Origin of the sequence: Mycolicibacterium arenosum, from assembly GCF_024320865.1 — a bacterium.
Lineage (GTDB): Bacteria > Actinomycetota > Actinomycetes > Mycobacteriales > Mycobacteriaceae > Mycobacterium > Mycobacterium arenosum.
Window position 1 is genome coordinate 646,403 of sequence record NZ_JANDBD010000002.1, and the last position, 12,823, is coordinate 659,225.

Annotated in this window: 14 protein-coding genes, 1 tRNA gene and 1 pseudogene; 4 read left to right on the forward strand and 12 right to left on the reverse strand. The window is 70.1% G+C overall.

Features of this window, described 5'->3' with window-relative positions:
- Positions 1–4 precede the first annotated feature (4 nt).
- Positions 5–292, reverse strand: a complete 288-nt coding sequence (locus tag NM203_RS06920) for a DUF4242 domain-containing protein (RefSeq protein ID WP_255059020.1) — start codon at positions 290–292, stop codon at positions 5–7.
- A gap of 655 nt (positions 293–947) precedes the next feature.
- On the opposite strand from NM203_RS06920, the pseudogene NM203_RS33480 reads away from it, so the two are divergent.
- A pseudogene (locus NM203_RS33480) lies at positions 948–1,610 on the forward strand (PGRS repeat-containing protein); the annotation flags it as partial.
- A gap of 266 nt (positions 1,611–1,876) precedes the next feature.
- Here NM203_RS33480 and NM203_RS06930 read toward each other — a convergent pair.
- Positions 1,877–2,407 carry a DUF6611 family protein gene (locus NM203_RS06930; RefSeq protein ID WP_255059021.1) on the reverse strand — a complete coding sequence of 177 codons (531 nt, stop codon included), beginning with the start codon at positions 2,405–2,407 and terminating at the stop codon, positions 1,877–1,879.
- 9 nt (positions 2,408–2,416) lie between these two features.
- Complete coding sequence (locus NM203_RS06935) at positions 2,417–2,947, reverse strand: DUF6611 family protein (RefSeq protein ID WP_255059022.1); 531 nt, start codon at positions 2,945–2,947, stop codon at positions 2,417–2,419.
- Between the two features lie 110 nt (positions 2,948–3,057).
- Between NM203_RS06935 and NM203_RS06940 the strand changes: the two genes are divergently transcribed.
- Positions 3,058–4,095: a 4Fe-4S binding protein gene (locus tag NM203_RS06940; RefSeq protein ID WP_255059023.1), complete on the forward strand. Its 1,038-nt coding sequence runs from the start codon at positions 3,058–3,060 to the stop codon at positions 4,093–4,095.
- Between the two features lie 22 nt (positions 4,096–4,117).
- On the forward strand, positions 4,118–4,819 hold the full coding sequence (locus tag NM203_RS06945) for an MBL fold metallo-hydrolase (protein ID WP_255059025.1): 702 nt from the start codon (positions 4,118–4,120) through the stop codon (positions 4,817–4,819).
- Here the strand turns inward: NM203_RS06945 and pth are convergent.
- From pth to NM203_RS06985, 8 genes are all read right to left on the reverse strand, one after another.
- Positions 4,816–5,394, reverse strand: a complete 579-nt coding sequence (gene pth / locus NM203_RS06950; RefSeq protein ID WP_255059026.1) for an aminoacyl-tRNA hydrolase — start codon at positions 5,392–5,394, stop codon at positions 4,816–4,818. The two genes, NM203_RS06945 and pth, sit on opposite strands and share 4 nt — an antisense overlap.
- Positions 5,395–5,406: 12 nt before the next feature.
- A complete protein-coding gene (locus NM203_RS06955) occupies positions 5,407–6,081 on the reverse strand; it encodes a 50S ribosomal protein L25/general stress protein Ctc (protein ID WP_255059028.1) in 675 nt (224 codons plus the stop codon).
- A gap of 127 nt (positions 6,082–6,208) precedes the next feature.
- Positions 6,209–7,087 (reverse strand): oxidoreductase, encoded by an 879-nt coding sequence (locus NM203_RS06960; RefSeq protein ID WP_255059030.1) that lies wholly within the window; start codon positions 7,085–7,087, stop codon positions 6,209–6,211.
- A gap of 13 nt (positions 7,088–7,100) precedes the next feature.
- Positions 7,101–7,766 (reverse strand): LpqN/LpqT family lipoprotein, encoded by a 666-nt coding sequence (locus NM203_RS06965; protein ID WP_408633302.1) that lies wholly within the window; start codon positions 7,764–7,766, stop codon positions 7,101–7,103.
- Positions 7,763–8,104 carry an arsenate reductase (glutaredoxin) gene (gene arsC / locus NM203_RS06970; protein ID WP_255059031.1) on the reverse strand — a complete coding sequence of 114 codons (342 nt, stop codon included), beginning with the start codon at positions 8,102–8,104 and terminating at the stop codon, positions 7,763–7,765. Before arsC ends, NM203_RS06965 begins: the two co-directional genes overlap by 4 nt.
- 2 nt (positions 8,105–8,106) lie before the next feature.
- Entirely contained in the window at positions 8,107–9,090 is a 984-nt protein-coding gene (locus NM203_RS06975; RefSeq protein WP_255059032.1) for a ribose-phosphate diphosphokinase, read from the reverse strand.
- Between the two features lie 100 nt (positions 9,091–9,190).
- Positions 9,191–10,663 carry a bifunctional UDP-N-acetylglucosamine diphosphorylase/glucosamine-1-phosphate N-acetyltransferase GlmU gene (gene glmU / locus NM203_RS06980; RefSeq protein ID WP_255059033.1) on the reverse strand — a complete coding sequence of 491 codons (1,473 nt, stop codon included), beginning with the start codon at positions 10,661–10,663 and terminating at the stop codon, positions 9,191–9,193.
- An 18-nt stretch (positions 10,664–10,681) separates the two neighbouring features.
- Positions 10,682–10,753: transfer RNA gene (locus tag NM203_RS06985), tRNA-Gln, on the reverse strand.
- A gap of 98 nt (positions 10,754–10,851) precedes the next feature.
- Here NM203_RS06985 and NM203_RS06990 point away from each other — a divergent pair.
- Positions 10,852–11,451 (forward strand): TetR/AcrR family transcriptional regulator, encoded by a 600-nt coding sequence (locus tag NM203_RS06990; protein ID WP_255059146.1) that lies wholly within the window; start codon positions 10,852–10,854, stop codon positions 11,449–11,451.
- Here the strand turns inward: NM203_RS06990 and lysA are convergent.
- Positions 11,448–12,788, reverse strand: coding sequence for a diaminopimelate decarboxylase (gene lysA / locus NM203_RS06995; protein ID WP_255059034.1), 1,341 nt, complete (start codon positions 12,786–12,788; stop codon positions 11,448–11,450). The genes NM203_RS06990 and lysA overlap by 4 nt on opposite strands.
- Positions 12,789–12,823: the final 35 nt, after the last annotated feature.

Sequence of the window (12,823 nt, forward strand, 5' to 3'; positions counted from 1 at the left end):
TCGCTCAGCTGGTCGCCGCAACGTCGGCGCTGTGCGGGCCGAACTCGCCCGACACCTCCGAGATGCTGTTGGCGGGGAACCCTCCGCAGCGGGCGTGCTCGCGGACGGCCTCCTCGCTGGGGGCCTCGTGGATGCAGTAGATCTTGTCACCCGCGACGTAACTGGTGATCCAGCGGTACGGCACGCCCAGCGACGAGACCACCTCGTTGGATTTCGCTGCGATGTCGGCCAGTTCGGCTTCGGTGAGCTCGCTGGCTCCGGGGATCTCTCGTTCGATCAAATAGCGCTTCACGGCACTTCTCCTGTTCGTTCTCCGTAGTCACGACGGACGTCGCGCAACGGTTCAACGGTGGCTCTGGAGTGTGCGGCGCTCGTGAAGGGGTTCTGAAACGGGTGTTTCACGATTGCTTCAGCGCCGCGAAGGCGACGCGCGTGACGGTGGCTCCATTCCGATCGACCCGACGACACCCATGGAGATCACGGTGAACGAGAAACGAGAACTGATGAACATCGGCAGGGTCGGCGCGCTCGCCGTCGCACTGGGAGTGGGGGTGGCGCTCGCACCGGGGAACACCGTCGACGCCCCCGACCCCCCGCGCGCCGTGGTCGCGGCGACCCCGATCGGGCCCGCACACCATCACATACAGGTACCGAAGGCGACGGTAGTCGACGACGTGGCAGCGCCCGTCGCCGCCGTCGGTCAGCCGGCGAGCGAGCCCGCCGCGGCCGAGGTGCACATCAGCGGCGGCACGATCTCGGTGGTGACGGTGGCGGGCCACACCGCGCTGTCGTTCAGGCCGACCTCAGGTGGACCCGAGACGAGGGCCCGCAGTGGGCGCATCGGCGCCGTGGCGAGCCAGGTGGCGCCACCGCTCGCTCTACCGCCGACCCTGGCGCCCGGTCCACCGGGGGACTTGTTCTCCGCGTTGATCGCCGTGTTCGTCGGCAACGGGGACGAACCGGGGGAGAACGGCGGCCTGCTGTTCGGCAACGGGGCCGACGGAGCGGCCGGCCAGAACGGCGGCCGCGGCGGCCTGCTGTTCGGCAACGGCGGAAGGGGCGGTGCCGCAACGTCCGTGCTACCCGCGGGCAACGGCGGTGCCGCCGGCCTCTTCGGCAACGGTGGCGACGGCGGTCAGGGGGCCAACGCCACCAGTGCCGACGGCGGGACGGGACGCGCAGGCGGCAACGGCGGTAACGGCGGCCTGCTCGCGGGCAACGGAGGCAGCGGAGGCGCCGGTGGCAACGCGACCAACGACGGCACAGCGGTCGGTGGTGCCGGAGGGAACGGTGGCAGCGGCGGCGCCCTATCCGGTGCCGGTGGTCGCGGCGGAACCGGCGGCAACGCGGCCAGCGTCCAGGGCGAGGCGTTCGGCGGCGACGGCGGTAACGGCGGCGACGCGGTTTCGGGCCCGGCGGGTGCCGGCGGAAACGGCGGTGCCGGGGGCTCCAAGGCCGACGCGCAGGGCGGCACCGGCGGTCGCGGGGGCGACGCGCACGTTCGGGGCGCCGGCGGCGCGGGCGGAGACGGCGGCTCGGCCACCGGTGATCGCGGATACTCCGGCTCGGCGGGCTCCGGCGGCCACGGGGGAGCCTTCGGCGGCGACGGTGGCGCCGGCGGCACGGGCGGCAACGGAAAAGGGGCGAACGGGCCCGCGTTCGGCGGCAGTGGCGGTAACGGTGGCGCGGGCGGCCTCGCGTCGGCCGGAGGCGCGGGTGGGTCGGGTGGCACCGGCACCTCGACGAATCACAACGGCTTCGGCGGTGCGGGCGGCGCGGGTGGGCAGGGCGGCTTCGGCGGGCCGGGTGGCGCCGGCGGTGCCGGTGGCGACGGGAAGACCAGCGACGGCAGCAACGGTCCGGACGGCGCCGACGGCTAACCGCCGATGCGGTCGTACACGGCCCACACCTGGGCCTCGTGCTCGACCGCGGTGAGCTCGCCCGCGGTGAGCTCGCCCGCGGCGAAGCGGGCGTCGGCGCGCCGGAGCCGGTCGGCCAGGTCGCACAACATCCGGTGGCTGGCGACGGCGTCTGGGTCGTGCGCACCGGTCACCAGCGCTGTGGCGAGGGTCCGCACGCCGTGACGGTGTCGACCGGCTCGCGCGAGAACCGCCGCGCCGACGATCAGGCATCCGACGGTCGTCACCGCGACGGCGGTCCACGGGGCCAGCACGGTCATGAGCGACACCTCGACCAGCAGCCAGAGGCCGAGCCCCCAGATCGAGAACGTGCGCCAGAGTCGCAGCGCGATACGGTCCTCGCGGGTCAGCCCCGGCGGGTACACCGTGAGGCGGTAGCGCGCCACGCCGTAGCGGCCGTCGGAGACCTCGAGGTTTCCCCACGCCTGTGCACCCTCGAGGAGCGCGCGCAGCGGTGTGCGGCCTGACCGGGTCGGAAGGGTCGTCATGGGCGGGGGTTACCCGGAGATGCGGTCGCCCATGCGGGTGTACACGCGCCAGACTTCGGCCTCGTGCTCGACCGTGGTGAGCTCGCCCGAGGCGAGCCGGGTGTCGGCGCGGATGAGCTGCTCGGCGAGTGCGCCGAGCTCGTAGTACGCGGCGAGGACGTCGAGGTCGCGAACACCGACCATGCGCACGACGGTCATCGTGCGGACCTGCCCGCGTACTCGTCCCGCCATGGCCATGACCGCGAATCCGGCGGCCAGGCAGGTGCCCGTCGCCACCGCGAGTGCGACGGTCGGCGACGCGGCGGTCATCAGCGTCACCTGGAGGACCAGCCAGAGCACCAGGCCCCAGATCGGGAACGCGCGCCAGAGCCGCAGCGGGATCCGCTCGTCGCGGCCGAGGCCGGGCGGGTACACCGTGAGGCGGTAGCGCGCGACGCCGTAGCGGCCGTCGGAGACCTCCAGGCCACCCCAGGTGCGCTCGCCGTCGAGCAGTGTGCGCAGCAGGGGCGCGCGGGTCGATCGGGTGGGCGGTGTCGTCATGTACGCCGGTCTACTCGCGCCCACTCGGGCGATGCGCGGCCCATACGGAATCCTTACGCCGCAGCTCCGCATCTTGACGGCAGCTAGATATAGCTGACTATACTCAGCTGATGACCGAGAAGCTGCCGCGGCGGTTGGCCGACCATCCGACGGTGCGCACGATGCGCGAGCGTGCACCGTCGACCCCGCCCGGCGCGCTGGACGCCGGCTGGCTGCGCCGGTTGTGCCTCGAGGCGGGTGCCGACGACGTCGCGTTCGCCAGCGTCGAGAACCCCGCACTGGAATCGGAGCGCGAGCACGTCGAGCACGCGCTGCCGGGTGCGCGCAGCTTCATCTCCCTCGTCGTGAAGATGAACCGCGACAACGTGCGCTCACCCGCGCGCAGTGTGGCCAACCAGGAGTTCCATCGCACCGGCGAGGTGATCAACGAGGCTGCGCACCGCATCACCCGCACCCTGCAGGACGCCGGCTATCGGGCGCTCAACCCGTCGGCGACGTTCCCGATGGAGATGGACGACTTCCCCGGCCGCATCTGGGTCGTGGCGCACAAGCCGGTCGCGGTGGCGTCGGGCCTGGGCGTCATGGGCATCCACCGCAACGTGATCCATCCCCGCTTCGGCAACTTCATCCTGCTCGCCACCATCGTGGTGGCCGAGGAGATCTCCGAATACGGTGAGCCGCTGGACTACTCGCCGTGCCTCGAGTGCAAGCTCTGCGTCGCCGCCTGTCCGGTCGGCGCGATCGGCAAGGACGGCGAGTTCGACTTCGTGGCGTGCTCGGTACACAACTACCGCGAGTTCATGGGTGGTTTCACGGACTGGGCGCAGACCATCGCCGACAGTGCCGACGCCGCCGACTTCCGCTCGCGTGTCACCGATTCGGAGAACGCGTCGATGTGGCAGAGCCTGTCCTTCAAGGCGAACTACAAGGCCGCCTACTGTCTGGCGGTGTGCCCGGCCGGGGAGGAGGTCATCGAGCCGTACCTCGAGGACCGCAAGGGCTTCGTCAAGCTGGTCCTCAAGCCGCTGCAGGACAAGCGGGAGACGCTCTACGTTCTGCCCGATTCGGCTGCGAAGGAACACGCGGAACGCCGCTTCCCCCACAAGCCCACCAAGGTCGTCGACAGCGGGATCCGGGGCCGCCGGTAGCGGGGTTGCCTACGATGGCGCCGTGAGCACCTACCGGTGGGAGCGGGTTGCCGACGGTGTATACCGTTGCCGGTTGCCGTTTCTCGACGTGACGGTCGGTGCCGTCACGGGTCGCGACGGGGTGGTGCTGATCGACTCTGGCACCACGCTGGCCGAAGCAGGCGCCATCGCCGACGACGTCCGCGGTCTCGACCCGCGCGGCGTCACGGATCTGGTGCTGACACACCACCACTTCGACCACGTCCTGGGGTGCTCGGTGTTCGCCGACGCGCGAACCCACTGCGCCGACGAGGTGCTCGCGGCACTGCGCGACGCGGGTGCACTGGCGGCCGACGCCGTCTCCTACGGGGCGGATGCCGCCGAAATCGCCGCCACCGTGGCGGCGCTGCGTCCGCTGAATCGCCGCGGCGTGGAGTCGACGATCGACCTCGGTGATCGCGTGGTGACGCTGCTGAGTCCCGGTCGCGGCCACACCGGCCACGATCTCGTCGTCGTCGTGCCGGGTGCGCCGACGGTCGTCTTCTGCGGCGATCTGGTCGAGGAGTCCGGTGACCCGGCCATCGCGGACGACAGTCACCCCGCGGAGTGGGCGGACACCCTCGACGTCGTCCTGGCCGCGGGTGGCCCCGATGCGCGCTACGTGCCGGGGCACGGCGCCGTTGTCGACGCCGATTTCGTTCGGCGGCAACGGGACTGGCTGAGGCAGCGCGTCGACGCGGACTAACCCCAGGCGTGCACGATGTTCTGCGCGGGTTCGAGTCCGTCGCGGATGAGCATCTCGGTGGCGTCGGCGGCCTGCTCCAGGAACACGCCCAGCTCGGGCCGCTCGCGCGAGTTGAAGTTCTCGAGCACGAACGACGCCCCCGACTGCCTGCCCGGCGGCTTGCCGATACCGAGGCGCACCCGCCCGAAGTCGTTGCTACCCAACGACTGTCCGACGGAACGCAGGCCGTTGTGACCGGCGATCCCGCCACCGAACTTCAGCCGGATGCGGCCGAAGTCGATGTCGAGCTCGTCGTGCAGCAGGATGACGTCGGCGGGTGCGATCGAGTAGAACTTGGCGAGCGGCCCGACCTGGCGACCCGACTCGTTCATGTACGTGCGCGGCTTGGCGAGCACCACCGACTTGCCACCGAGCCTGCCCGTCGTGACCTCGGCACCCGACTTCTTGTGCACTTTGAATCCCGAGCCGATGCGATCGGCCAGGATGTCGGCGACGAGGAAACCGAGGTTGTGCCGGGTGCTCTCGTATTGCGGGCCGGGATTGCCGAGGCCGACCACCAGAAGCGGTTCGGCCATGACAGCGGTCGCCTACTCGGACTTCTCTTCGGCGGCCTCTTCGGCTTCGGCCACGGCCTCCGCGAACTCCTCGACCTGCTCCTCGATCGACGCACCGCCGCCCTCGGCCTCGAGGTCCGCAGCCGTCGGCGCCGGGATGACGTTGATGACGAGCAGTTCGGGGTCGGAGATGAGCGTGACGCCGTCGGGCAGCGGGACGTCCGCGGCGGTGATCTGCGTGCCGGGCGTGAGGCCCTCGACCGAGACGGTGAAGTTCTCGGGAATCGACATCGCGTCGGACTCGATCTCGATGGCGTTGGCCTCCTGGTTGACCAGCGTCTCGGGAGCCGCGTCACCCTCGACGAGGACGTTGACCTCGACGGTGACCTTCTCGCCCCGGCGGACGACCAGCAGGTCGGCGTGGGTGATGCTGCGACGGATCGGGTGGATCTCGAGCGCCTTGGTCAGCGCCAGCTGCTCCTTGCCCTCGACGTCGAGGGTCAGCACCGCGTTGGTGCCCGAGTGGCGCAGCACGGCCGCGAAGTCGTGTGCCGACAGTTCGAGGTGCTGCGGGTCGGTGCCGTGGCCGTACAGCACGACGGGCACCTTGCCCTCGCGACGGGCCTGGCGCGATGCGCCCTTGCCGGTGCGCGTGCGCACGGCGGCGACCAGCTGATTGGGGGTGGACTTCGCCGAGGACTTGGCCATGTGATGTTGCTCCTGTAACCGGTGGTCAGTGCACGGCCAGGTCGCAAGGGTTCTTGCAGTCCCGTCGATAACGGTGGTTCGGTACCACCCTCGCCGTGATCGTCGGCAAGGTTATCCGATCAGGGCCTCAGAGCGGAAATCCGGTGCCCGTGAGCTGCTCGGAGAGCTCCCACAGCGCTCGAGCCGTGCCCTTGGAGCTGGCCAGCGGACTGCGGGGACTCAGCCCGGTGGCGCCCCGTGCGCCGAATCGCGGCCCGATGAAGCTGTTGCCCGGCACGTCCTGCGACACGGCGTACAGCGTTTGGCGGGCGCCGAAGTCGGCACTGGTGGCCATGACGTTGGCCGCCTTCCAGAACTTGGTGCCGAACTCGTTGCCGGTCTGGCCCTGCAGGTTGGTCGCCGAGTAGCCGGGATGCGCGGCGACGGCGCGGACCGCCGACCCGCTGGCCGTCAGCCGCGCCTGCAGTTCGCTGGTGAAGAGCAGGTTCGCGAGCTTCGACTGGCCGTACGCCGGCCAGGCGAAGTACGGCCGCGATTTCCAGTTCAGGTCCTTGATGCTGACCTTGCCGATCAGGTGCATCAGCGATGACACCGTCACCACTCGATCGGTGACCTTGGGCAGCAGCAGGTTGGTCAGGGCGAAGTGGCCGAGGTGGTTCGTCCCGATCTGGCTCTCGAACCCGTCCACGGTCTGCGCGTACGGGACGGCCATGATGCCCGCGTTGTTCACGAGCACGTCGACGGTGTCGGTGGATTCGAGAAAGCCGTCGGCGAACGCCCGGACCGACGCCAGGTCCTGCAGGTCGAGCGGCCGCACCTCGACGTCTCCCGGCATGCCCGCCGCGGCCGCGTCGCCCTTCGCGGTGTTGCGGCACGCCAGGATCACCCGTGCGCCGACGCGGGCGAGCTCGCGCGCGGTGACCTCGCCGAGCCCGCTGTTGGCACCCGTCACGATGACGGTGCGGCCGGCGAAGGAGGGAAGTCGGGCGGCGGTCCAGTCGCTCATACGGTGAGCCTAATCACGGCACCTTGACCGTGAAGCCCTTGATGATCGCCTCGATGTCGGGGCCGTCGGCCTGCGCCTCGTCGGCGAAGCTCGTCACCGTCAACTGGACCAGGTACTGCTGACCCGGCGCGTCCGGCTTCGTCGGCTTGCCGGTGGCGATGACGACGCGGTTGTAGCTCTGCATCCGCTGACCCTGAAGGTCGTAGCTGCCCTCGATCATCGACGAGGGGAAGCCGCGGAAGTTGTCCTTCGACCCGTTGAGCTTCTTGAAGTTCTCGCTCATCTCCGCGTCGGCGTCGGCGTGCTTGATCGCCTCCGCGGCGTCGACCTTCCCGGTCAGCTCGAAGACGACGAGCATCGCGCTCGGGTAGCCGTTGCCCTTGGTGATGGTTCGCGTCCCCGGCGCCAGGTTCTCGTTGACGTAGGGCTGCCACCCGTCCGGCATCGGGATGCTGATCGTCAGGTCCTTCAGCTGGTCGGCGGCGACGGGGCGGCCGACGACGCCGACGCTCTCGAGGTACTCCGAGAACGACTGCGTGGGCGCCTCGGTCGGCGTGGTGGTCGTCGTGGTCGGGGTCGTCGACCAGATCGACTGGTAGTCGGGCGCCGAGGGACCGCAGCCGACGGTCGTCAGTGCGACGGCCGCCACCGCGACCGACAGGCGCCTGCGCAGCGTCACAGAATCTCTCGGACGGAGTCCATCGGCCGCGCCAGCCGGGTGCCCCGTTCGGTGACGACGAACGGCCGCTCGATGAGGATCGGGTACTGCGCCATGGCGTCGAGCAGTTGCTCGTCGGAGGCCTCGGCGAGGTTCAGTTCGGCGTACAGCGCTTCGCGTTTGCGCACCGCGGTCCGCACGTCGATGCCCGCGTCGGCGATCAGCGTCACCAGCTCCGCGCGCGACGGCGGCGTCTTGAGGTACTGCACGATCTCCGGTTCGATCCCGTTCTCGCGCAACAACTCCAGCGTTTTGCGCGAGGTTGAGCACTTCGGGTTGTGGAAAATCCGAACTGGCAAGGCTAAGCCGATCCGTCGAACAGGCTCGTCACCGAGCCGTTGTCGAACACCGCGCGGATGGTGTTGGCCAGCAGCGGCGCGATCGACAGGACGGTCAGCGCGGGGAAGCGCTTCTCCTCGCCGATCGGCAGCGTGTTGGTGACGATGACCTCGCGGGCGCCGCAGTCGGCCAGCCGCTGGGCGGCGGGGTCGGACAGCACCCCGTGCGTCGCGGCGATGATCACGTCCTTCGCGCCGTCCTGACGCAGCAGGTTGACCGCACCGGCGATGGTGCCACCGGTGTCGATCATGTCGTCGGTGAGGATGCAGGTCTTGCCCCTGACGTCGCCGACGACGCGGTTGGACTTCACCTGGTTGGGCACCAGCGGATCGCGGGTCTTGTGGATGAACGCCAGCGGCACACCGCCGAGTGAGTCCGCCCACTTCTCCGCGACGCGGACACGGCCCGAGTCGGGGGAGACGACGACCATGTCCTCGTCGGAGTAGTTGTCGGCGATGTACCCCGTCAGCAGCTTCTGCGCGCGCATGTGGTCCACCGGGCCGTCGAAGAAGCCCTGGATCTGGTCGGTGTGCAGGTCGACGGTGACGATGCGGTCGGCGCCCGCCGTCTTGTAGAGGTCGGCGACCAGGCGCGCGGAGATCGGCTCGCGGCCGCGGTGCTTCTTGTCCTGCCGGGCGTAGGGGTAGAACGGCAGGATCGCGGTGATGCGCTTCGCGCTGCCGCGCTTGAGCGCGTCGATCATGATGAGCTGCTCCATGAGCCACTGGTTCAGTGGTGCCGGATGGCTCTGCAGGACGAACGCGTCGCACCCGCGCACGGATTCGTCGAACCTGACGAAGATCTCGCCGTTGGCGAAGTCCCGCGCCGTCTGCGCGGTGACGGGAGTGTCGAGCTCCTTGGCCACCTGCTCAGCGAGTTCGGGGTGCGCCCGGCCCGAGAAAAGCATCAGGCTCTTGCGGTTGTCGGTCCAGTCGTGGCTGCTCACTTCTGCCCTCTCAACGGCGCATCGCCGGTCGGGATTCGATACGGGGCAATGGTACGTAGCCCTGCGGGCAGTTCGCTGCCGGGTTACCGGAATGTTGACGTCAGGCGTCGGAGTCATCGGAATCGGCCACTCCGGCCTGATTCGCGGCCGCCGCCGCCGAAGCCGCGGCGCTGCCCGGCCGCTTGCGCTGAACCCAGCCCTCGATGTTGCGCTGCGGGCCCGCCGAAACGGCGAGCGCGCCGGGCGGGACGTCGTCGCGCACGACGGTGCCCGCGCCGGTGTACGCACCGTCACCGACGGTGACCGGAGCGACGAACATCGTGTCCGATCCGGTGCGCACGTGGGAGCCGATTGTGGTGCGGGACTTGCTTTCCCCGTTGTAGTTGACGAAGACACTCGATGCGCCGATGTTGCTGTGCTCGCCGATGTCGGCGTCACCGACGTAGGTGAGGTGCGGCACCTTGGTGCCCGTCCCGATGGTCGCGTTCTTGGTCTCCACGAACGCGCCGAGCTTGCCGTCGGCGCCGAGGTGCGTGCCGGGACGCAGGTAGGTGAACGGGCCGACGCTCGCGTCGTCGCCGATCACCGATAGCTCCCCGTGGGTGCGGATCACGGAGGCGCGGTCGCCGACCTCCATCGTGGTGAGCGTGGTGTCCGGCCCGATGGTGCACGCCGCGCCGATCGCGGTGGCTTTGAGCAACTGGGTGCCCGGATGCACCACCGTGTCGCGGCCGATCGTCACGTCGACGTCGATCCACGTGGTGGCCGGGTCGATGACCGTGACGCCGCTGCGCTGGTGGGTGGCGACGATGCGGCGGTTGAGCTCCGCACCGAGTTCCGCCAGTTGCACGCGGTCGTTGACACCCGCGACCAGCGCGCTGTCGTCGACGTGGTGGGCCCGCACGATGCCGCGGTCGCCGCGGATGATCGAGATCGCGTCGGTGAGATACAGCTCGCCCTGCGCGTTGTCGGACTTCAGGCGGCCCAGCGCGGAGCGCAGCGCCGTGACGTCGAAGGCGTAGACGCCGCCGTTGACCTCGCGGATGGCCCGCTGCGAGTCCGTGGCGTCGGCCTGCTCGACGATGCCGATGACCTCAGCGTCCTGCGTGCGCAGTATCCGGCCGTAGCCGGTCGGGTCGGGCACCGTCGTGGTGAGGACCGTGGCCGACGCCCCGGCGGCGCCGTGCCTGCTGATCAGTTCGGCCAGCGTGTCGGCGTCGAGCAGGGGGACGTCGGCGGTGGTGACGACGACCGTGCCCGCGAAATCGGCGGGCAGTGAGGGCAGCGCGGACGCGACCGCGTGGCCGGTGCCGCGCGGGCGGTCCTGCACGGCGACGTCGATTGGACGGCCCAGGTCGTCGGCCAGGTCGGCGACGGCGGCGCCGACGCGTTCCCGGTCGCTGCCGACCACCACGACGAGGTGCTGCGGGGACAGCTTGGCGATCGCGTGCAGTGCGTGGGCCAGCATGCTGCGACCCGCGAGGGGGTGCAGGACCTTGTTGAGGTCGGACCGCATCCGGGTGCCCGCGCCTGCGGCCAGCACCACGACGGCGGTATCGGTTCGGGAACTCATGTGGACTCTCGCTCGCTGCTCCGTCGCCAGGACTCGAACCTGAACTATCTGAACCAAAATCAGAGGTGCTGCCGATTACACCACGACGGACTGTTCCCGCGGCTGAGACTCTAGTCGACCGCGACCAGCAGGCTAACCTGATATTCGTGGCGGCCCCGGACAAGGAAGTGCGTGCACCGCGTGCGCGGATGACCGGTACCGAACGCCGCCAGCAGCTCATCGAGATCGCCAAGTCGCTGTTCGCCGAGCGCGGGTACGAGGCCACCTCCATCGAGGAGATCGCCCAGCGCGCCAGCGTGTCCAAACCCGTTGTCTACGAGCACTTCGGCGGCAAGGAGGGGCTGTACGCGGTGGTCGTCGACCGCGAGATGTCGGCGCTGCTCGACGGCATCACGTCGTCGCTCACGAACAACCGCTCACGGGTGCGCGTGGAGCGCGTCGCGCTGGCGCTGCTGACCTACGTCGAGGAGCGCACCGACGGCTTCCGGATCCTGGTCCGCGACTCGCCCGCGTCCATCGCCACCGGCACCTACTCCAGCCTGCTGAACGACGCCGTCAGCCAGGTCGCCTCGATCCTGGCCGGCGATTTCTCCCGCCGCGGTCTCGATCCCGACCTGGCGCCGCTGTACGCGCAGGCACTCGTCGGTTCGGTGTCGATGACCGCGCAGTGGTGGCTCGACGTCCGCGAGCCGAAGAAGGAGGTCGTCGCCGCCCATCTGGTGAACCTGATGTGGAACGGCCTGACGCACCTCGAGGCCGACCCGGTCCTGCACCAGTACGACAACTAACTCGTGTCGCGGGCCAGCAGGTCCTCGGTCGTCTCCCTTCGCACCAGCACGCGCGCCGCGCCGTCGCGGACCCCGATCACCGGCGGCCTGCCGACCATGTTGAACGTCGACGCCATGCTGTGGTGATAGGCGCCCGTCCCCGCAACGGCGAGCAGGTCACCGGGGTGTAGGTCCATCGGCAGCGCGACGTCGCGGGCGATGACGTCACCCGCCTCGCAGTACCGGCCGACGACGGTCACCGGGTGGGTCGGCCCCAGTGGGTGCCGGTTGGCCACCGCGACGGTGTAGCGGGCGCCGTACAGGGCCACCCGCGGGTTGTCGCCCATCCCGCCGTCGACGGCGACGAACGTGCGGCCGCCGGGTTGCCGCTTGATCGACACGACTCGGTAGATCGTCACGCCGGCGCGAGCGCTCAACGCGCGGCCCGGTTCGACGACGATCGTCGGCCGCGGGTAGCGCTCGGCGCCGCACGCCGAGTCGAGGGCGTCGTCGACGGCGTCGGCGAGTACCGCCGGATCGAGTTCGGCGTCGCCCGCGAGGTACGGCACTGCGTGACCGCCGCCGATGTTGAGCTCCGCCAGCACGACGCCGTGCCGCGCCCGGATGTCGGCCATCAGCGAGATGGTGCGGCGGATGCCCTCCGCGTAGACCTCGGCGTCGGCGACCTGCGAGCCGAGGTGGAAGTGCAGGCCGACGAGATTGAGCATCGGCTGGTCGAGTACTCGCCGCACGGCTGTCTCGGCGTCTCCGCCCGCGATCGCGAAGCCGAACTTCTGGTCGGTGACGCCGGTGGTCACCGCGGCGTGGCCGTGGATGTCGACGTCCGGCGTGACGCGAACCAGGACGTCCTGGGGTGCCCGCAACTGGCTGGCGAGCATCGCGAGTTCGGTGCCGGAGTCGATCACGATACGGCCGACACCCGACCTCGCGGCCTCCCGGAGCTCGCAGGTCGTCTTGGCGTTGCCGTGGACGACGATGCGACGCGGGTCCACGCCGGCCCGCAGCGCGACGGCCAGCTCGCCGGGTGAGCACACGTCGACGCCCAGGCCCTCGTCGGCGGCCCAGCGAGCGACCGCTGTGGTGCGCAGCGCCTTTCCCGCGTACACGATGCGGGTCTCGCGCAGCGCGGTGCGGTAGCGGCGGGCGCGGTAGCGGAAGTCGGCTTCGTCGATCACGTAGCTCGGGGTGTCGTACTGGTCGGCGAGGTCGCACAGCGGGGTACCGCCCACGCACAGCCGCCCGTCGACGTCGACGCGCGCGGTGACCGGCCAGACGGCGGGGTCGATGCGCATCGGGGCGGCGCGATGCAGGGAGTGCAGCGAGTCGAGAAGTGTCATGCCTCCACGGTGCGCGGGCCCGCGGGGGCGAGCCG

Coding starts and splice junctions, on each gene's coding strand:
- NM203_RS06930 (WP_255059021.1), bottom strand. CDS start 2,407: ATGACGACCCTTCCGACCCGGTCAGGCCGCACACCGCTGCGCGCGCTC.
- NM203_RS06935 (WP_255059022.1), bottom strand. CDS start 2,947: ATGACGACACCGCCCACCCGATCGACCCGCGCGCCCCTGCTGCGCACA.
- NM203_RS06940 (WP_255059023.1), top strand. CDS start 3,058: ATGACCGAGAAGCTGCCGCGGCGGTTGGCCGACCATCCGACGGTGCGC.
- pth (WP_255059026.1), bottom strand. CDS start 5,394: ATGGCCGAACCGCTTCTGGTGGTCGGCCTCGGCAATCCCGGCCCGCAA.
- NM203_RS06955 (WP_255059028.1), bottom strand. CDS start 6,081: ATGGCCAAGTCCTCGGCGAAGTCCACCCCCAATCAGCTGGTCGCCGCC.
- NM203_RS06960 (WP_255059030.1), bottom strand. CDS start 7,087: ATGAGCGACTGGACCGCCGCCCGACTTCCCTCCTTCGCCGGCCGCACC.
- glmU (WP_255059033.1), bottom strand. CDS start 10,663: ATGAGTTCCCGAACCGATACCGCCGTCGTGGTGCTGGCCGCAGGCGCG.
- NM203_RS06990 (WP_255059146.1), top strand. CDS start 10,852: ATGACCGGTACCGAACGCCGCCAGCAGCTCATCGAGATCGCCAAGTCG.
- lysA (WP_255059034.1), bottom strand. CDS start 12,788: ATGACACTTCTCGACTCGCTGCACTCCCTGCATCGCGCCGCCCCGATG.